Genomic DNA, 17966 nt, shown 5'->3' on the forward strand with positions numbered 1-17966 from the left:
GCCTTGGTCCCGGCAGGAGACGGCCGCTCGGCGGCCCCATCGTGCCATTTTCCGAGCGGTCGGAATATGGGTGCCGGCACGGATGGACACAGCCCCGACGAGACGACAGGCTGCATGGGTCACCGGCCCCACCGCAGGTCACAGTGGGTGCGCGCGTGTGCGCTGACGAACCGGCGGGGGTGAGCACGCCGACCCGGCGGGCGGGCAACGAGGGAGAGGTGGAGATGTCGCTGTACTGGCGGATCTTCCTGCTGAACGCCGCCGTTCTCGTCGCGGCCGTGTCGCTGCTGCTCGGCCCGGTCACCGTCTCCACCCCGGTCCTGTTCGGCGAAGCCGTCGTCCTGCTCGGGGGGTTGGCGGCCATGCTGATCGCGAACGCCGTTCTGCTCCGCGTCGGCCTGGCACCCCTCGACCGGCTGACTCGGGCCATGACCTCCGTCGACCTGCTTCGTCCCGGTGGCCGGACCCGCGTGGAGGGTCCCGGTGAGGTCGCCGAACTCACCACCTCGTTCAACGCGATGCTGGGCCGGCTGGAGGCCGAGCGCGCGACCAGCAGCGCCCGGGCCCTCTCCGCGCAGGAGGCCGAACGGCGCCGCATCGCCCAGGAGCTCCACGACGAGGTCGGTCAGACCCTCACGGCCGTCCTGCTCCAGCTCAAGCACGCTGCCGACCGGACCCCGGCCCCTCTGCGTGAGGAACTCCGCCAGGTGCAGGAGACCACCCGTACCAGCCTGGACGAAATCCGCCGCATCGCCCGGCGCTTGCGCCCGGGCGTGCTGGAAGAACTGGGCCTGCACAGCGCGTTGCGGGCTCTCACGACGGAGTTCACCACCGTGTCGCTCTCCGTACGGCACTTCATCGCGCCGGGATTGCCCGAGCTGGACGAGGCCACCGAACTCGTCGTCTACCGGGTCGCCCAGGAAGCCCTGACCAACGCGGCCCGCCACGCGGGCGCGAGCAACGTCGAAGTGCACCTCTCCGACCGGTCTGCGGGAGCCGTACGACTCCTCGTGCGGGACGACGGCGCGGGCATCCGCCTGGCGGCCGAGGGCGCCGGGGTTCAGGGCATGCGCGAACGCGCCCTGCTGATCGGCGCCGATCTCGCCATCGGCGGCGGCCCGCACGGCGGAACCGACGTACGACTGGACGTCCCCACGGGCAGGGCCGGGGAGAGCCGCCGATGACCGCACCGCGACCGGCCGCCCCGACCCGTGTCCTGCTCGCCGACGACCACGCCCTCGTCCGGCGGGGCGTACGGCTCATCCTCGACGCCGAGCCGGACCTGACGGTGGTCGCCGAGGCCGGAGACGGAGCCGAAGCCGTCGCCCTGGCCCGTACACGGGATGTCGACCTCGCCGTTCTGGACGTCTCGATGCCCCGCATGACCGGCCTCCAGGCCGCCCGGGAGCTCTCCCGGCTGCGGCCGGAGCTGAGGATCCTCATCCTCACGATGTACGACAACGAGCAGTACTTCTTCGAGGCCCTGAAGGCCGGAGCCGCCGGGTACGTCCCCAAGTCCGTCGCCGACCGAGACCTGGTCGAGGCCTGCCGCGCGGCGATCCGGGACGAGCCGTTCATCTACCCGGGCGCCGAGACCACCCTGATCCGCAACTACCTCGACCGCGCCCGCCAAGGGGATCCGCTGCCGGCCCGGGCGATCACCGAGCGCGAGGAGGAGATCCTCAAGCTCGTGGCCGAAGGCCACTCGTCCAAGGAGATCGGGGACCTGCTGGTGATCAGCGCGAAGACGGTGGAACGCCACCGGGCGAACCTGCTCCAGAAACTGGGGATGCGAGACCGCCTGGAGCTGACCCGCTATGCGATCCGGGTGGGCCTGATCGAGCCGTAGGAGCCGGATCGACAGGTCGAGGCCGTGGCGGACGGCGTTCGCGATCCGCACGCGATGGCACTGTCCACGGTGGATTCCGCCGGGACAACGCCGCCGACTTCCTCGACCGCTCCCCCACCGCCCGGCCGGAGTCCCTGCCGGGCCGCCAGAGCCAGTACCTGATGGACCCCGCCGAGCGCGGCCGAGCCCTGGAGAAGGCTCCCTCCGCACGCAGCCCGCGTACGAAGGTTCGCTCGTCATCGTGCGCGCGAATCCGTGACGACGAAGCGGCGGCTTCTGTGAGCGGCTGCCCGCCGAGCTCGCGCCGGAAGCCTCATGCCCGACGGAGTGCGGAGCGGCCCGCGTAGCGTGCCGAGGAGCCCAGCTCCTCCTCGATGCGGATCAGCTGGTTGTACTTCGCCGTGCGGTCGGACCGGGACAGCGAGCCGGTCTTGATCTGACCGCAGCCGGTCGCCACCGCCAGATCCGCGATGGTGGTGTCCTCCGTCTCGCCCGAGCGGTGCGACATCACGGCCGTCCAGCCCGCCCGGTGGGCCGTGGCCACAGCGGCCAGTGCCTCGGTCAGGGTGCCGATCTGGTTGACCTTGATCAGGATCGAGTTGCCGGCGCCGGTACGGATGCCCTCGCGCAGCAAGGTTTCGCTGGTGCAGAACAGGTCGTCGCCGGTGAGCTGGCAGCGGTCGCCGACGCGGGCGGTGAGCTCGCGCCAGCCGTCCCAGTCGTTCTCCGCCATCGGGTCCTCGATGGAGATGACCGGGTAGGAGTCGATGAGCTTGACCAGATAGTCGACGTTCTCGGAGGGGGTGCGGCGCACCCCCTCGCCCGCGTAGTCGTAGACCCCGTCGCGGAAGAACTCCGAGGACGCCGGGTCCATGATCAGCCCGATGTCCGTGCCGGGGCGGTAGCCGGTGCGCTCGATGGCGGCCATCACGAAGTCGAGCGCCTCTTCGGCGGTACGCAGCGCGGGCGCGAAGCCGCCCTCGTCGCCGACGCCCGTGGAGTGGCCGGCGGCCAGCAGATCGCGGCGCAGGGTGTGGAAGACCTCGCTGCCCATGCGCACGGCTTCGGCGAAGGTGTCCGCGCCGACGGGCGCGATCATGAACTCCTGGAAGTCCAGCGGATTGTCCGCGTGAGCCCCGCCGTTGACGATGTTCATCATCGGCAGCGGCAGGAGGTGGGCGTCGGCGCCGCCGAGGTGGCGGTAGAGGGGCAGGCGGTGGGCCGCGGCGGCGGCCTTCGCGGCAGCGAGGGAGACGCCGAGGATCGCGTTGGCGCCGAGCCGGGACTTCGTCGCCGTGCCGTCGAGGGCGACCAGAGCGGCGTCGAGACCCGCCTGGTCCGCGGCGTCCCGGCCGCGGACGGACGCCGCGATCTCCCCGTTGACGTGGGCCACCGCGCGGTCGACGCCCTTGCCGTGCCAGCGCGTCGAGTCCCCGTCGCGCAGTTCCACGGCCTCCCGGGCGCCGGTGGAGGCGCCCGAGGGGACGGCCGCCCGCCCCAGGGAGCCGTCCGTCAGGACGACGTCGACCTCGACCGTGGGGTTGCCCCGGCTGTCGATGATCCTGCGGGCGGTCACGCTCTCGATGGTGGCGTCGGTGATTTCGGTGGGTCCGGCTGCCTGTGCGGACATGGTGGTTCCTCCCCGATTTCGTGTGCCGTGGCCCCGGCTGCGACAGCGCTGGCGCTGGGCCCGACAACTCAAACCCTACAGCAATGCTGTTCAGTTTTGCTGTGCAGCATTGCTGCACAGGTCAGCTGCACAGCCATGCTGCACAGCGGGGTAAAGTGCCCTATGCCCACCTCGGAAGCCGCCGCCATCGCCGCAGAACTGCGCACCGCGATGGGCAAGCTGACTCGGCGCATCAAGCACGAGGACCGCATCCCGGTGGGCCAGGTCGCCGTGCTCGGCGCCCTCGACCGCGATGGCGCCATGACCACCAGCGACCTCGCCGCCGATCAGCGCGTACGCCCCCAGTCGATGGCCCGCGCCGTGGGGCTCCTCATGGAACAGAACCTGATCACACGCCGGGCGCACCCCACGGACGGCCGGAAGTCACTGGTCGAGCTGTCGGACGCGGGCCGGGTGGCGCTCGAGGCGGAGCGCGGCCGCAGGGCCGGCTGGCTCGCGCAGGCCATCGAAGCCGAACTCGACGACGAGGAGCGGTCGGTGCTGGCACACAGCGCCGCCCTGCTGGAGCGGCTCGCCACGCGCTAGGGCAACCCGCCGGCGGCGCGCGGGCCAGTACGTCGGGCGAGCGCTACGGGAGAGCGGCTGACCCGGCACGGGGTGCTCCGTGGGGTTTGATGTACTTCGGTCGATCGGCGTTCTGGGTAGCGTGATCATCCAGGCATGGAGTGACCATGCGCCGGCCGGCCCGTACGAGGGATTCCGGCGGAGAGCAATGAGGCTGCGATGAGTGAACTGACGAAGCCCGAGATCGAACGTCCGGAGGGTGACGCTCCCCAGGAGCTGACGATCCGGGACCTCGTCGTCGGGGACGGGCCCGAGGCGAAGCCGGGCAGGGTCGTCCGGGTCCACTACGTCGGGGTCACCTTCGAGTCCGGCAAGGAGTTCGACGCCTCCTGGGACCGGGGCGAGCCGTTCAAGTTCGCCGTGGGTGGTGGACGGGTCATCAAGGGCTGGGACCGGGGACTGCGGGGGATGAAGGTCGGCGGACGGCGCGAGATCATCGTTCCCCCGCGCCTCGGGTACGGCAACCAGTCCCCCTCCCCGTTGATCCCGGCGGGTTCCACGCTCGTCTTCGTCGTGGACCTGCTCTCCGTGGTCTGAGGAAGGCCTGCCCCTCCCCGGCACGGCGGCCGTGCCCGCCCGGCCCTCAGGGGACGTCCGCGGCGGCGGCCTTCGGGGTGCTGTCGCACTTCTCTTCGCACCGGATTTCGAGGGTGATCTCGATGCCGCGGATGGTGAAGTGGCGACCTGGGTGCAAGCCGGCGGCCCGCATGGCCCGTTCCTGGGCGGCCGCGGTCTCCTCGGCGGCCGTCCGGGCCGCGGCGGAGAGAGAGGTGCACATCACGTGCCACACGCGGGGGGCGCGTTCCAGGCGGTGGGCCAGGGTGGCCGGGTCGGTGGGCGGGTTGTCGAGCGCATCGGCCGCGGCGGCCGTGCCGGAGCGGCCCAGGTCGGTGCGCCGGGTGAACGCCTCCTGATACGCGGTGGAGATCAGGCCGCAGCGGGCACCGGTGAACAGGACGGTGTCACCGGGTGCGCCGTGGACGCGCAGGATGCTGACGACGGCCAGGGGTGTCCCAGGAACGGCTCTGCTCCAGCCGGATCGCGCGGTGGCAGAACGCCAGGGGCGCGGACACGGCCAGGACCAGCGCGACACGGGACCACCAGGGCAGTGCGAGGACTCCGGCGGCGACCAGCAAGGCCGCCGCGGGCAGGCAGAAGACCAGGTAGCGGTAGGCGAACACGGGTTGGGCCAGGGTGGCCAGGGCGAGGAGCGCCGGGGGTATGACCAGCCACGGGACGCCCACGGCACGGATCAGGGGCGGGCTGGTACGCCGCCGTACGGCGAGAGCTCCCAGGGCGGTCAGCGTCGAGCCGATGAGCAGCAGCTTGAACGGGGTCAGGAGGGTGTCCTGGCCGGGGTACAGCAGCCAGGAGTAGAGCGCCAACGGGGTGCCGACCGTGACCGGCGCGGACGCCCCTACGGCGGAGTGCTGGGTCAGGGCCAGGTAGAGGAGTGGCGCCACGGCCGTGATGCCCGCGGCCTGGGCGATGGCCAGGCGGAGCGTCGTACGGCGCGCGGGACGGATCCAGGCCACGGTGATCGCGTGGGCGGCGAGCAGGAGCAGCCCCATGATGTTGAACCAGCCCAACACCGCGACCAGTACCGCGTACGTGATCGGCCACCGTCGCCGGCCGTCGCCGGTCAGGACCTTGGCCAGGGCTCCGGTGGCCAGGACGGCCGCCGCCATGACGAAGGCGAAAGAGCGCCCTTCCTGCGCGTACCGGGACGCCGTCGGCGCCACCGCGAGGACAAGTCCGGCACATGCGCCGAGTCGGGGCCCGCCGAGAGCCCGGCCCAGCCACACCGTCCCGGCCACGGCGACGGCCGCCGCGGACGGGACCCGCATCGTGAACTCTGTCACCGAGGCGATCTGCCCCACCAGGTGCATCAGTACGTAGTGCAGACCGTGTACGGCGTCGACCCGGCCGAGCAGCGCGAACAGCTCCGGCCACGACCGGCGCGCCACGTCCATGGTGACGATCTCGTCCGTCCACGGGGACGGGCCCGTGTTGCCCCGGACTCCGAGCGCGAAGGCGAGGACCGGCATCGCCCACCCGGCCACGCGCATGGCGGCGACGGAGCGGGGAGAGTCCTGCCCGCCGCGTGCTCCCGTATGCCGTGCCACTCTGGTCTACCGCAGCGTGCTGCTGCCCAGGCGGTTGGTCTCTCCGTTCAACCGCCTCAACTGCACGGCGAACGCCTGGAGGCTCACCTCACCGGCCCCCTCCGGGACACCCCCGTTGGAACTGCGCTCACCCGTGTCGGCCATCGGACCAGCGTATAGAAGGGTGCCGGGCTCCCCGAGCCGCACGATGCCGCAGCGTTCGGGGATCGGGCACATCGGGCATCCGGCCTCGGGCCTCGGGCCTCGGGAACGTGCGAGGCTGGGGCCATGAGGCTGAGGTCATGAGCACGGAATCCGCCGGCCGCCTGGTGCTGCTGCGCCACGCCAAGTCCGCCTGGCCCGATGTCGCGGACCATGAGCGGCCGCTCGGTCCGCGGGGGCTCCGTGATGCGCCCGCGGCAGGTCGCCGGCTGCGCGACGCCGGCTGCGTGCCCTCGCTGGTCATCTGTTCCACCGCCCGGCGGACCCGCGAGACCTGGGCACTGGCAGCCGCACAGCTCGGCGCCGAGGTCCCCGTGCGCTTCGACGAACGGGTCTACGCCGCCGAGCCGGAGGAGCTGCTGGAGGTGGTGTCGGAAGTGCCGGAGGAGATCAGGACGCTGCTGCTCGTCGGCCACAACCCGGGCCTGGAGGATCTGGCCCTGAGCCTCGCCCGAGAGGCCGTGGACGCCGCGGAGGCCGAAGCGATCGCGCGCCTGTCGGAGAAGTTCCCGACGTCCGCGATCGCGGTGCTCGCCTGCACCGGTCCCTGGCGGGAACTCGCGCCCGGCTCGGCCCGGCTGGCCGATTTCGCCGTCCCCCGGGGCCCGAAACCCTGACGCACGCGGCCGGCCGGGGTCACAGCCAGGTCGTCGCCAGCCAGGCCGTGACGGCGGCAGTGAGGAGGAGCGTCAAGTTGAGGGCGATCCGGCGCTCTCCCCGCATCAGATGGACCCCGGTCGCGCCGATCTGCAGGACCGCGAATCCGATCGCCGCGGCCAGGGCCGCCCAGGGCGCGATGCCGGTCAGCGGCGGAAGGATCAGCCCGGCGGCACCGAGCACTTCGATCGTCCCGATGGCCCTGACGGCCGGCATCGGGGTGCTGTCCACCCAGGCCATCATCGGCCGGAGCTGCTCACGGCTTCGGACCACCTTCACCCCGCCCGCGTAGAGGGAGAAGAGACCGAGCGGTCCGGCGACGATCCAATAGGCGATGTTCACGATTTCCATCCACGGTTGCCGGTTGCGGGAGAGGACCCTGCGCGACGCGGGCTTCGGTGCGCCGGTCGTGCTCCGATTCCACCGCCCGGGCACCGCGGCCGTCCAAGACCCGTTCCGCGATGCCGATACCGTGCCGGTATCGTTGCCGGTCATGGAGCTACGCACGCTGCGCTATTTCGTGGCCGTCGCCGAAGAACTCCACTTCGGCCGGGCGGCCGCCCGGCTGCACATGAGCCAGCCGCCGCTGAGCCGGGCCATCAAGCAGTTGGAGACCGAGGTCGGCGCCGCGCTGTTCGACCGGTCGCCCGCCGGGGTCTCGCTCACTCCGGTGGGAGTGGTGCTCCTCGACGAGGCGTACGCCCTGCTCGAACGGGCCGACCGGGTGCGAACGCGCGTGGCCGCGGCGGCCGGCGCCGCGGTGATCACCGTAGGCGTGCTGGGGGACACCACCGATCCGGGTGCGACCCGGCTGGCCGGCGCGTACCGCCGACAGCACCCCGGCGTCGAGGTACGCATCCGCGAGACCGACCTGACCGATCCCACGTGCGGGCTGCGCGCCGGACTGGTCGACATCGCGCTGACCCGCGCCCCGTTCGACGGGACCGGCCTGACGCTGCGCGAACTGCGGGCCGACCCGGTGGGAGCCGTACTCCGCGCCGACGACCCGCTCGCCCGCCGCGACCACCTGACGCTGGCCGACCTGGCCGACCGGCCTTGGTTCCAGTTCCCGGACGGCACCGACCCGCTGTGGCGGGCCTACTGGAACGGCGGCGAGCCCCGTGAGGGCCCGGTCGTGCGCGCCGTCCAGGAGTGCTTGCAGGCCGTGCTCTGGAACGGCACGGTCGGCATGACCCCCCTCGGACACAGCACGCCCGAGGAGCTTGCCGTGGTACCGGTGTCGGACATGGCGCCGAGCCGCGTGGTGGCCGCCTGGAACCAGGGCGACACCAACCCGCTCGTCCGCTCCTTCGTCCGGATCGCGACCGCCGCCTACCGCGACTGACCGCCACGGCCCCGCGGGTCCGCGCGCGGCCGGCCCCGTCAGTCGGTGGAGCGGCGCCTGCCCCGTTGGCGGCGCGGGTACGGCAGCAGCCGCGGTGAGCGTTCGTCGGCCACGTCCTCGACCCGTCCTGCCGAAGTCCTGGCCCCGGCCCAAAGCGAGCCGGGCCGGCCCCTCTCCGGCATCAGCGCGAACGCGGCGTCGTACGGGGTGCCGGTAGGGCGAGCCGGGTCGCGGGGTCGGCGGCCGGGAGTGCGATGGGGCCGGCACCGTCGTGGTCGTGGTCGTGCCCGATGTCCGTGAGCGGGCGGGTGTGTTCGGCCGCGCGGGCCATCCACGGAAGGATCCCGAACGGCGGGCCGTGCACCGCGGTCTGGGACTCGACACCGCTGATCCACGTCGTGAGGGTGAACCGGTGATCGGCGAACTGCCCGCTGGGGCACGTGGACGGGACGACCTCGTGGAAGGCGCTCGCCGGGAAGAAGACGATGGTGTCGTGCTCGGGTTCGACGGTGCGGAAGGACTCCGCGGGCTGCGCCGCGCCGCCGGCCAGCAGGGTGTCGTACAGCCGGAGTTGGCCGCCGTCGAAGCCGCGGGGCCTGCGGTGGAGGTAGTACACGGCCGACAGGGCCGTACCGACGTCGCGGACCCGTGAGGCGTCGGTGTGCATGCCGTAGTGGCCCCCTTCGCCGTGCGCGGTCAGGACCGTCGAGGTCCGCGTGAGCGCGGCCCGGTGGCCGAGCACCTCCTGGACGAGCGGCAGGCAGTCGGCGAGGTGCCGGCTCAGCACGGAGCTGGTCACGGGGAGGACGAGGGAGCTGCGGCCCTTTCGGGAAACCTGGCCCGACAGCGGGTCCAGGACCGTTCCGGCGCGGAAGTCGGGCTGCCGGGATATCGCGTACTTCAGCAGGCGGGCGGCGCGTTCGGCGCCGAGGAAGTTCTCCAGACGGCAGACCGGGGCCGGCACCACCGGGGTCGTGGACCACCGGTCGGAGGGAGGCAGGTCGCGGGTGCTGATTTCCGTCGGCGTGGCCGGTTCCTTCGCGTATCCGCTCATGGCCCGGAACCGTAAACGGAATCACCCGAGCCGCCGACGGGGCACATGGGGGCGCACGGGAGTACACCGTCCACGCACCTCACGGGGAGGGGCGGGTGAGCCCGCCCCTCCCCGTGGCTCAGTGAGCGTGACCGTCGTTGTGCGGCGTCCGCGCAGGAGCGGGCTCTACGGTCGGCGAGGCGCCGGGGGCGGGCGCCGCCGGGCTCGCCGGGGTGGCGGCAGGAGCATGGTCGTCCGCGGCGGGTTCTTCCGCGGTGCCGTGGCTGTGGCCGCCGCCGGGCGCGCCCTCCATGGAGGCCGCGACTTCCCGCAGGCCGAGGAAGGCCAGTGCGGCGGTGACGAGGACGGCCAGGCCGATGAGGCCGAAGATCCGGCGCGCCGGAGTGTCGGCGTCCTTGATCACGTAGGCGACGAAGGAGACGACGAGTCCGGCGGGGACGAGGACGGCGCCGCGGGCGGGGAAGTCGTCGAAGTGCTGGAGGCCGCCGCTGAGCATGCCGATGCCGAAGGACAGCAGCAGCGAGGCACCCATCACCAGCAGCAGACGGGGCAGCCCGGGACGCTCCCTGGTGAGCACGAACTCGTTGAGGGCGGTCGCGGCGAGGAAGACGAGGGCCCCGTACACGGCGATGCGGGTGTAGCGGTCGGGGTCGAGCGGGTGGTGGACGACGGCGCCGCTGATGAGGCCGGCGCCGACGAAGTAGCCGACGTAGCCGAGGTACCGGGCGGCCAGGGACCGCTTCCGGGCCATGCCGGCTTGGTGTTTGCGCCGGGCGGCGCGTCCCGTGGCGGGAGCGTCCGGTGAGGTGTCCGCGGTCCGGGCACCGAGGAGCTGGGGCGAAGTCACGTACGAGTTCCTTTGGATGCTGCATGCATGGCTCATCACCCCGTCCGCCATGGGAGGGCGGGCCGGGGTCTGCGATGAGAGTCGGATCAGAACGGGGCAAAGCGCCCGGTTCTATACCCGCTGCACCACGGAGCCGAGGACACTGCGCAAGGGCGGAAGGCCGGACGGAAGGGTCGGCGCCCACGAGCCCGGCCGCAGCGCGGCGACCGCGGGGGACAGATCGCCGAGGGGAACCAGCGGCGGCTCGGGCAGCTCCGCACCCTGCTGGGGATGACCGGAGACGCACGCCTCGGCCGGGTGGCCGTGCCCATCGCCGCCGCCGTCGCCGTCGCCGTCGCCGTCGTGCCCGGGGGGCGCCACGGCGCCGTGAGGGTCGGCGCCGTCGGCACGGTCGACACCGACAGCACGGTCGGCACCTATGGCACGGTCGGCGCCGATGGCATCCAGGTGCGCGACGGGGACGGCGCCTCGGGCGACATGCGCCGAGGCACTGTCGGCTCCGGCGGCATGTGTGTAGAGGAAGGCGAACAGCAGGGCGGCCAGCCACAGCAGCCGCAGCGCACCCGCCGGACGGCGGGCCCGCTTCGCGCTGGATGCAGCTCGGGCCGTGATCATGCCAGGACCCTATCCGGCGGCCGGAATCCGCCGTGTGGCAGCCCCGTTGACGCGAGGCGTACGGCCGCGGTCGGTTTGACTGGGCGCCCCGCCCGCACCCCGACGGCAAGACTCCCCCGAAACCGCATGCGTCCGGCATTGCGCCGCCCGCCTTCGCGGCTCCCGTGGTTGCATCCTCATCGGAAGGGTGCGTCCACCGGGACCTTGAGGAGGCTGGATGTCCGGCTCGGCTGACGACCCCGCGCGCCTCCGGGCCCGGGAACGCCGACCCGGTCGGGGTGCGTCGTTCCGCCCTCCCCGGCGTGCGATGCGCCGGGATCTGGCCCAGCTCGTCTGCGCGGTCGCCGGGGTGGCCCTGGGGGTGCTGGTCCCCAGGATCTCGCCGGGCCCCCAGGTGGATGCCGGGCCCGTGGTGACGCTCCTGTTCACCCTCGGGTTCGGCGTCATCAGCCTGGTGAGCATCATCTACTCGATGCTGTTCCTGGTCATCCAGTTCTCCGCCAGCACCTTCACTCCGCGCCTCGGCCTCTTCCGGGACGACCCGATCGTGTGGCGCACCTTCGCCTTCACCGTCGGCGTGTTCGTCTTCAGCATCACCTCGGGACTGGCCGTCGGCGCCCGCAGGACGACCGTGTCGACCCTCGTTCCCGGCACCGCCATGGTGCTCACCCTGATCGCGCTCGCCCTCATGCGGACCCTGCAGACCAGGGCGTTCCACTCGATCCAGCTCGGCCACTCCCTGACCGCGATCGCCACGCGCGCACACCTGCTGTTCGACGACGTGTACGTACGGCCGTACGACCCGGACGGGGCCACGACCGCGGGCGCGACCATGGCCCCGGAGTCCCCGGCCACCGATGCCACCGATGCCACCGATGCCACCACCGTCCTCTGGTCCGGACCGGCGGTGGTGGTCCAACAGATCGACGTACGCACCCTGGTCTCCCTGGCCGAGGAGCACGACTGCTCGATCACCTTCCTCGTCTCCCCGGGATCGACCGTGTCACGGGGCATGACGCTGGCCGGGGTGACCGGCGGCGAGCTGCCCGAGGCGGTGCTGCGCGGCGCTCTGGAGACAGGAGTCGAGCGCACCTTCGACCAGGACCCCGACCTGCCCTTCCGGCTCCTCGCCGACATCGCGCTGCGCGCCCTCTCCCCGGCCGTCAACGACCCGGCCACGGCGGTGGAGAGCATGGACCGCCTCGAAGACCTGCTGACCCGCCTCGGCGGCCTGGATCTGAGCATCGGCCACTTCGCCGACGAGGGCGGCCGGTTGCGGGTGACGATCCCGGTGCCGGACTGGGAGCACTACCTGAGAACGGCCGTCGACGACGTGCTCTCCTCCGCCGCCGGGTCCCCGATGGCCCTGCGCAGGATGCGCGACCTGCTGAGCGGGCTGGCGGACCGGATCCCGGAGAGCCGGCGCGGCATCGTCCGGGACCGGCTCCGGTGGGTCGACCGGGCGGGGAGCGAAAGGTACCCCCTCGTCTGGAACGCCTCACCGGGAGGGAAGACCCCCGGCCCGGGTCCCGCGTGAACCGTCGTTGCCGTCGATCCCGGCGTTGCCGCCATTCCCTCCGATGCCGCCGATGCCGCCGATCCCTCCGTTGCCGCCGAAGGCGTTGACCTGGGCGCTGGGGACGTGGCTCTCGTTGGCCTCGCTGCCCCGCCCGAAGTGGTTCAGGAGCAGGTTGAGGAGGACGGCGACGAGGCATCCCGCCGTGATGCCCGATCCCAGCACCATGGTGACGGGCGCGGGGAGCCGTTCGTAGAAGTCGGCCGAGGCGACGGGGAAGAGACCGAAGGCGAGGGCGACGGACACGATGATGCCGTTGTGCCCGGTGGCCAGGGAGGCCTTGGCCAGGGTCCGGATCCCGGCGACGGTGATCGAGCCGAAGAAGACGACCGCGGCCCCGCCGAGCACGGGCAGCGGTACGAGCGCGACGAGCGAGCCCAGGACCGGCACGAGGCCCATGAGGACCAGGACCGCTCCGCACAGGGTGACCGCGTACCGGCTGCGGATGCGGCTGATCGCGACCAGGCCGACGTTCTGCGCGTAGGCGGTGGTCACGAAGGCTCCCAGGACGCCGCCGAGTGCGGTGCCCAGCCCCTGGGCGCGCAGACTCCCCGCGATGACGCGGGCGTCGACCGGTCGGTCGACGACCGATCCCACCGCGATCAGGGAGGCGGTGGATTCCGTCATGGAGACGAGCATGACGACGAGCATCGTCGCGATGACCGGCACCTCGAACTGCGGGGCGCCGAAGGCGAACGGTTCCGGGAGCGCGAACAGCGGTGCCTGGGAGAGGGCGTGGAAGTCGACCTTGCCCATTGGCACCGCGGCGGCCGTGCCGGCGATGAGGCCGAGCAGGATGGCCACGCGCTGCAGGAAGCGTCCGCTGAGGAGCCGGTGGAGGAGGAGGGTGAAGGCGAGGGTTCCGGCGGCGAGCGCGAGGTTGGACGGTGAGCCGTAGCCGGAGGACCCGGGGTCGCCGCCCCGCGCCCATTCCCCGGCCACCGGCAGCAGCGAGAGGCCGACCAGCGTGATGACGGAACCGCTGACGACGGGCGGGAAGAAGCGCAGGAGCCGGCAGAAGGCCGGGGCCAGGAGGAAGCAGACGATCCCGGCGACGAGGGTGGCGCCGAACACCAGGGGCAGGGTGTCCTGCCCACGTGACGCGGAAGCGGCCAGGAGCGGGGAGATCACGGCGAAGGAAACGCCGTTGGTGACGGGCAGCCCGGCCCCCACGCCCCAGAGGCGCAGGGTCTGGGCGACGGTGGCCAGGCCGGCGACCACGAGGCTCGCGGCGAGCAGCGCGGTGAGCTGCGCCGCGGTCAGGCCGAGGGCGCCGCCGATGATCAGCGGAGGCGCCGCGAGGCCCGCGTACATGCTGGCCACGTGCTGCAGGGCGGCGGGGACCATCCGCCGCATGGGCAGGACCTCGTCCGCGGGATGGACGGGGAGGGGCAGGGCGGACGGGGTGGGCGGGGCGGGCGGGTTGGAGCCTTCGTGTGTGAAGAACGTGGGCGAGCGCAAGGGGACAGTCCCTCCGAGGGACCTCCCGGCCGGCGGGCGGCGGGGACGGTCGGGGGCGAAGCACGGCCGGAAGAGCCGGACAAGTGGACTGACTTGCCCGGAGGGATACGGGAATCGTGCCGGTTCTCCGGGGTGGGGAGAGCGACCGGATTCCTCATTGCGGAATTTACTTTCCACTGTGGACGACAGCGACCCTACGAACCGTCCCCCCGGCCGTCAACTCCTCCAGGGGAGCGAATCGATTCCTTCGGTTCTTTGGATGTACGCACAATCCCCGGGCCTTGGCCGGGGGCGCCCCGCCGCCCTACGGTGTGCGGCTATGCCAACCCAAGACGATCTCCACAGACCTTCCGAGGGCGAAATATCCCCCTATCCCCCGCTGGACCCCCACCGCGCCGCCGGCGTGCGCGAGCGGCTCGGACTCACGCACGGCCAGGTCGCCTGGGCCGTATCGGCCTTCCAGGGACACCCACTCCACCCCGACACGCTTCTGGCCTGGGAGCAGGGCGCACTGGTTCCGACGGCCCATCAGATCAAGGCACTGGCCGCCGCGCTGTGGTGCTCACCGGGCGAGCTGCTCGGCGAACCGGCCACGCTCCTGCAGTGCCGCACGCTCCTCGGACTGACGGTGGAACAGGCGGCCGTGGGGGTCGGCATGACCCGCGACCGCTACGCCGAGGCGGAACGGCGCAACCGCTGGCGCGGGTCGGGGCGGCAGACCCAGGCGCTGTTCGAGGTGCTCCGGCCGCCGCCCGCCTGCTTCGTCGGGGCATGCGGCCGGACCGGGCAGTTGCGCGTGCTGCTGCGCGAGGCGGTCACCGGCTGGTGGCCGAACTACGTACGCCCCGTCGCGAAGATCGTGCCCGTGGAGCCGGCGGAGATCCAGCGCGCCCTGGAGCAGCTCCACTTGACCTACCAGCGGATCGACAACCACGGCAGGACCGGCGCCCCCGCCGAGGCGGTCGAACGCGAGGCCCTGGCCTTCCTCGACCGGGTCGACGAGCAGCTGTGGCAGCGATTGCGCCCGCGGGGAGCCTGAGTCCACCCCGCCTCCCGGAGCGCAGGTCTTGACACGCCCCCCTCCGCGTGAGGCACTAGAGCCACCCAGCCAACGGAAGCTGCTTTCCGCATCGTGGACGATTCGTCTCCGCAGTCTTCGGCAGGGTCCCCGGGGCTCGCTCACCCCGCGGCACCCCGGTTCGGGCGACTCCCGCGTTCCCGGTTGTCCCGCGTTCCCCGTTGTTCAGGGCATCTCCATGCCCCCGGGCCCTCCTGCCGCCCGCTCGACTGCGTCCTCACGCCGGTCCACACGGCCCCCCGAGGGCATCGGCCGCGCCCTGGGGCCTGTCCCCGGCGACCGCCGTGCCACAGCAGTCCTGGAGGTACCTTCCGTGTCGCCCACCATCACGCCCAGCCCCGCACCCGCGCCCGCGCCGGACCCGGCCACGGCCCCCGCCGCGAAGCATCCCGTCGACCAGCCCCTGCCGTTCGGAAAGCTGCTCGGCGCCGGTCTCCAGCACGTGGCGGCCATGTACGCCGGTGTCGTCGCCCCGCCCCTGGTCGTCGGCATCGGCGTGGGACTGAGTACGACCGAGATCGCGTTCCTGATGAGCGCCAGCCCTTCGCCGCCGGCATCGCCACCCTGCTGCAGACGATCGGCTTCTGGAACATCGGAGCGCGCCTCCCCTTCGTCAACGGCGTCTCCTTCGCCGGCGTGGCCCCGATGCTGGCCATCGCCAAGGCCGAGGGCCCCGAGGACGCGCTGCCCGTCATCTACGGCGCCGTGATCGTGGCCGGAGTGTTCGGCTTCCTGCTCGCGCCCTGGTTCTGCAAACTCATCCGGTTCTTCCCGCCCGTCGTCACCGGCACCGTCATCACGCTCATCGGCCTGTCCCTGCTGCCCGTCGCCTTCAACTGGGCCCAGGGCGGCAACCCGCAGGCCCCGGACTACGGAGACGTCGAGTACATCGGGCTCGCCGCCGTGACCCTGGTGATCACCGTGGTGCTCCGCAGGGTGCTGCGCGGTTTCCTCAAGCAGATATCCATCCTGCTCGGTCTCGTCGCGGGCACCCTGATCGCCCTGCCCCTCGGCCTGGCAGACTTCAGCGCCGTCGCCGACGCCGACGTCATCGGCTTCCCCACGCCCTTCCACTTCGGCGCTCCGCAGTTCGCCGTCGCCGCGATCATCTCCATGGTCATCGTCATGATCGTCTCCATGACCGAGAGCACCGCCGACGTGATCGCCCTCGGCCAGATCGTCGACAAGCCCGCGGACGAGAAGACCCTCGCCGCGGCGTTGCGCGCGGACGGCCTGGGCACCGCGCTGAGCCCGCTCTTCAACGGCTTCGCCGCCAGCGCCTTCGCGCAGAACGTCGGCCTGGTCGCCATCACCAAGGTCCGCAGCCGGTACGTCGTGGCCGCGAGCGGCGGCATCCTGATCCTGCTGGGCCTGTGCCCGTTCCTCGCTTCGGTCGTCTCCCTGGTGCCGCAGCCCGTCCTCGGCGGCGTCGGCCTCGCCCTGTTCGGCACCGTGGCCGCCAGCGGCATCCAGACCCTCGCCCAGGCCGGCCTGGAGCGCGGCGACTTCGCCCTGGTGCACGGGCCCGACCTGCGGCTGGACCAGACGCAGGCGTTGGAGGACCTGCCGGCCCGGCTGCGCACCGGCGCCCGGCCGTTCCCCGAGGTCCGTGCGGCGCTGGAGGAAGTGCGGTCGATGCCGCAGAGCGTGAGCACGGTCGCCTCGGCCTTCGGATACGTCGTGGCCACCGTCGGACTGGGCATCCCGGTCGGGGCCCGGCTGGGCGGCCGCCCCCGGGTCCGCGTCGGGCCGGCGCGCCCGACCCTCCGGCGGCCTGAGCCCATCGGCCGGTGTGCGGCCCACCCAGACCATGCCCGCCGGGGGACGGGACCCGTACCGCCGCCCGCCTCAGGTGGTGAGGCCGGAGATCGCGTCGCCGACGTACTTGGCGCCGAGGACCCACAGGACGATGGTCATGATGGCGGAGTTGTGGCGGCTCATCCATTCCTTCCACCCGGCCAGGGTGGCCGCCGACCGCCGTCCGCCGAAGAGGTAGACGGCCAGCGGCAGGACGACGCACAGCGAGGCGACCAGCACCATCAGCGTCGCCGCGACCGCCTTGCCCCCGGCTGCGGCACCGCTGGACGCGATGGAGACGGCGCCGCCCAGCGCGAGGACGAGGTTCTTCGGGTTGGCGACGGCGAGCGCGGCCGCGAGACCGGCGGACTTGCCCGGGGTGAAGTGGTCGATGGCCTTCATCCAGGCCGGCGGCGGGGACGGCTCCCCCTCGCGCGGGCGGCCCTTGAACTGCTTGAGCCCCATCAGCAGGAACAGCACGCCGAGTGCCAGCTTGAGCCACACCGTCCACGCGGCCGGCTCGCCCCGACCGGCCGCGCCCGCGCCCGAGCCGGCCAGGACGACCACGGTCACCAGGGCGGCGAGGGAGAGGACCCAGCCGACGGCGAAGGCGGTGCCGTTGGTCCGCCCCCGCGGGGTGGCCAGCATGAGGATCACCGCGATCAGCGGGAGCGGGCTGATGGCGATGCCGACCGCGGAGCCGAGCATCTGGCCGATGGCGTCACCCACGGCGCGCCTCCACGGGCGGGATCCGGTGCCGGCTCACGGTGCGGTGGGGTTCGGTCACGGGGTTCCCTCGGCCTTCAGTCGCGTACGGAGAGCTTCGGCATGCTCCAGGTCCGGTCCAGAATGGCGGGTTCCGGGCCGTGGACGCGGATGGCCACGCTGAAGGGGCCCTCGGGAGCCGGGCTCGAGGCAGGTGAAGAACCCCGCACTGTCCGGGGACTCTTCGCGCCAGACCGGCCAGACCGGCCAGACCGGCGGGGCGGGTTCCGGCGCGGGCGCCGGTGCCGGCCTGCCGCGGAACGCGGACAAGGGGCGCAGCCGTACTGCCGCTGGATCGCCCCACCCTCGGCGCGGATCCCGTCGGGCGAACAGCCGGATAC

Annotated in this window: 17 protein-coding genes and 1 pseudogene; 9 read left to right on the forward strand and 9 right to left on the reverse strand. The window is 72.5% G+C overall.

Going from position 1 to position 17966, the window contains the following annotated elements; all coding sequences use genetic code 11:
* The first annotated feature begins 224 nt into the window (after window positions 1–224).
* Together OG247_RS07530 and OG247_RS07535 are read left to right on the forward strand one after the other, a co-directional pair.
* On the forward strand, window positions 225–1184 hold the full coding sequence (locus OG247_RS07530; RefSeq protein WP_327257371.1) for a sensor histidine kinase: 960 nt from the start codon (window positions 225–227) through the stop codon (window positions 1182–1184).
* On the forward strand, window positions 1181–1849 hold the full coding sequence (locus OG247_RS07535; protein WP_327251502.1) for a response regulator transcription factor: 669 nt from the start codon (window positions 1181–1183) through the stop codon (window positions 1847–1849). The genes OG247_RS07530 and OG247_RS07535 overlap by 4 nt, the downstream gene beginning before the upstream one ends.
* Before the next feature lie 313 nt (window positions 1850–2162).
* On the opposite strand, the gene eno is transcribed toward OG247_RS07535, so the two are convergent.
* Complete coding sequence (gene eno, locus OG247_RS07540) at window positions 2163–3479, reverse strand: phosphopyruvate hydratase (RefSeq protein WP_327251503.1); 1317 nt, start codon at window positions 3477–3479, stop codon at window positions 2163–2165.
* Between the two features lie 162 nt (window positions 3480–3641).
* Here eno and OG247_RS07545 point away from each other — a divergent pair, with 162 nt between their 5' ends.
* Window positions 3642–4064 (forward strand): MarR family winged helix-turn-helix transcriptional regulator, encoded by a 423-nt coding sequence (locus OG247_RS07545; RefSeq protein WP_327251504.1) that lies wholly within the window; start codon window positions 3642–3644, stop codon window positions 4062–4064.
* Between the two features lie 198 nt (window positions 4065–4262).
* Window positions 4263–4640 (forward strand): FKBP-type peptidyl-prolyl cis-trans isomerase, encoded by a 378-nt coding sequence (locus OG247_RS07550; RefSeq protein WP_327251505.1) that lies wholly within the window; start codon window positions 4263–4265, stop codon window positions 4638–4640.
* 425 nt (window positions 4641–5065) lie between these two features.
* On the opposite strand, the gene OG247_RS07555 is transcribed toward OG247_RS07550, so the two are convergent.
* Window positions 5066–6172 (reverse strand): glycosyltransferase family 39 protein, encoded by a 1107-nt coding sequence (locus OG247_RS07555; protein ID WP_327251506.1) that lies wholly within the window; start codon window positions 6170–6172, stop codon window positions 5066–5068.
* Window positions 6173–6235: 63 nt separating this feature from the next.
* On the reverse strand, window positions 6236–6373 hold the full coding sequence (locus tag OG247_RS07560) for a hypothetical protein (RefSeq protein WP_327251507.1): 138 nt from the start codon (window positions 6371–6373) through the stop codon (window positions 6236–6238).
* A 137-nt stretch (window positions 6374–6510) separates the two neighbouring features.
* Here OG247_RS07560 and OG247_RS07565 point away from each other — a divergent pair, with 137 nt between their 5' ends.
* The gene (locus tag OG247_RS07565) at window positions 6511–7047 is read left to right on the forward strand and encodes a SixA phosphatase family protein (RefSeq protein WP_327251508.1); all 537 of its coding nucleotides are present in this window, start codon (window positions 6511–6513) and stop codon (window positions 7045–7047) included.
* 19 nt (window positions 7048–7066) lie between these two features.
* Here the strand turns inward: OG247_RS07565 and OG247_RS07570 are convergent, their stop codons facing one another.
* Window positions 7067–7429 carry a DoxX family protein gene (locus OG247_RS07570; RefSeq protein ID WP_327251509.1) on the reverse strand — a complete coding sequence of 121 codons (363 nt, stop codon included), beginning with the start codon at window positions 7427–7429 and terminating at the stop codon, window positions 7067–7069.
* A gap of 151 nt (window positions 7430–7580) precedes the next feature.
* Between OG247_RS07570 and OG247_RS07575 the strand changes: the two genes are divergently transcribed.
* Window positions 7581–8432, forward strand: coding sequence for a LysR family transcriptional regulator (locus OG247_RS07575; RefSeq protein ID WP_327251510.1), 852 nt, complete (start codon window positions 7581–7583; stop codon window positions 8430–8432).
* A gap of 181 nt (window positions 8433–8613) precedes the next feature.
* On the opposite strand, the gene OG247_RS07580 is transcribed toward OG247_RS07575, so the two are convergent.
* From OG247_RS07580 to OG247_RS07590, 3 genes are all read right to left on the reverse strand, one after another.
* Window positions 8614–9486, reverse strand: coding sequence for a 2OG-Fe(II) oxygenase (locus OG247_RS07580; protein ID WP_327251511.1), 873 nt, complete (start codon window positions 9484–9486; stop codon window positions 8614–8616).
* Between the two features lie 118 nt (window positions 9487–9604).
* Window positions 9605–10333, reverse strand: a complete 729-nt coding sequence (locus OG247_RS07585; RefSeq protein ID WP_327251512.1) for a hypothetical protein — start codon at window positions 10331–10333, stop codon at window positions 9605–9607.
* Between the two features lie 111 nt (window positions 10334–10444).
* The gene (locus tag OG247_RS07590; protein ID WP_327251513.1) at window positions 10445–10948 is read right to left on the reverse strand and encodes a hypothetical protein; all 504 of its coding nucleotides are present in this window, start codon (window positions 10946–10948) and stop codon (window positions 10445–10447) included.
* Window positions 10949–11255: 307 nt separating this feature from the next.
* Between OG247_RS07590 and OG247_RS07595 the strand changes: the two genes are divergently transcribed.
* On the forward strand, window positions 11256–12485 hold the full coding sequence (locus tag OG247_RS07595; protein WP_327251514.1) for a DUF2254 family protein: 1230 nt from the start codon (window positions 11256–11258) through the stop codon (window positions 12483–12485).
* Here OG247_RS07595 and OG247_RS07600 read toward each other — a convergent pair.
* Complete coding sequence (locus OG247_RS07600; protein ID WP_327251515.1) at window positions 12447–13985, reverse strand: nucleobase:cation symporter-2 family protein; 1539 nt, start codon at window positions 13983–13985, stop codon at window positions 12447–12449. The two genes, OG247_RS07595 and OG247_RS07600, sit on opposite strands and share 39 nt — an antisense overlap.
* Window positions 13986–14304: 319 nt before the next feature.
* Here OG247_RS07600 and OG247_RS07605 point away from each other — a divergent pair, with 319 nt between their 5' ends.
* Together OG247_RS07605 and OG247_RS07610 are read left to right on the forward strand one after the other, a co-directional pair.
* Window positions 14305–15024, forward strand: a complete 720-nt coding sequence (locus tag OG247_RS07605; protein WP_327251516.1) for a helix-turn-helix domain-containing protein — start codon at window positions 14305–14307, stop codon at window positions 15022–15024.
* Between the two features lie 217 nt (window positions 15025–15241).
* Window positions 15242–16581 (forward strand): annotated as a pseudogene (locus OG247_RS07610) (nucleobase:cation symporter-2 family protein); the annotation flags it as partial.
* Window positions 16582–16911: 330 nt separating this feature from the next.
* Here OG247_RS07610 and OG247_RS07615 read toward each other — a convergent pair.
* Entirely contained in the window at window positions 16912–17589 is a 678-nt protein-coding gene (locus OG247_RS07615) for a GAP family protein (RefSeq protein WP_327251517.1), read from the reverse strand.
* Window positions 17590–17966: the final 377 nt, after the last annotated feature.

Origin of the sequence: Streptomyces sp. NBC_01244, assembly GCF_035987325.1 — a bacterium.
In the GTDB taxonomy this organism is placed as follows: Bacteria; Actinomycetota; Actinomycetes; order Streptomycetales; family Streptomycetaceae; genus Streptomyces.

Coding starts and splice junctions, on each gene's coding strand:
- OG247_RS07530 (WP_327257371.1), top strand. CDS start 225: ATGTCGCTGTACTGGCGGATCTTCCTGCTGAACGCCGCCGTTCTCGTC.
- OG247_RS07535 (WP_327251502.1), top strand. CDS start 1,181: ATGACCGCACCGCGACCGGCCGCCCCGACCCGTGTCCTGCTCGCCGAC.
- eno (WP_327251503.1), bottom strand. CDS start 3,479: ATGTCCGCACAGGCAGCCGGACCCACCGAAATCACCGACGCCACCATC.
- OG247_RS07545 (WP_327251504.1), top strand. CDS start 3,642: ATGCCCACCTCGGAAGCCGCCGCCATCGCCGCAGAACTGCGCACCGCG.
- OG247_RS07550 (WP_327251505.1), top strand. CDS start 4,263: ATGAGTGAACTGACGAAGCCCGAGATCGAACGTCCGGAGGGTGACGCT.
- OG247_RS07555 (WP_327251506.1), bottom strand. CDS start 6,172: ATGCGCGTGGCCGGGTGGGCGATGCCGGTCCTCGCCTTCGCGCTCGGA.
- OG247_RS07560 (WP_327251507.1), bottom strand. CDS start 6,373: ATGGCCGACACGGGTGAGCGCAGTTCCAACGGGGGTGTCCCGGAGGGG.
- OG247_RS07565 (WP_327251508.1), top strand. CDS start 6,511: ATGAGCACGGAATCCGCCGGCCGCCTGGTGCTGCTGCGCCACGCCAAG.
- OG247_RS07575 (WP_327251510.1), top strand. CDS start 7,581: ATGGAGCTACGCACGCTGCGCTATTTCGTGGCCGTCGCCGAAGAACTC.
- OG247_RS07580 (WP_327251511.1), bottom strand. CDS start 9,486: ATGAGCGGATACGCGAAGGAACCGGCCACGCCGACGGAAATCAGCACC.
- OG247_RS07590 (WP_327251513.1), bottom strand. CDS start 10,948: ATGATCACGGCCCGAGCTGCATCCAGCGCGAAGCGGGCCCGCCGTCCG.
- OG247_RS07595 (WP_327251514.1), top strand. CDS start 11,256: ATGCGCCGGGATCTGGCCCAGCTCGTCTGCGCGGTCGCCGGGGTGGCC.
- OG247_RS07605 (WP_327251516.1), top strand. CDS start 14,305: ATGCCAACCCAAGACGATCTCCACAGACCTTCCGAGGGCGAAATATCC.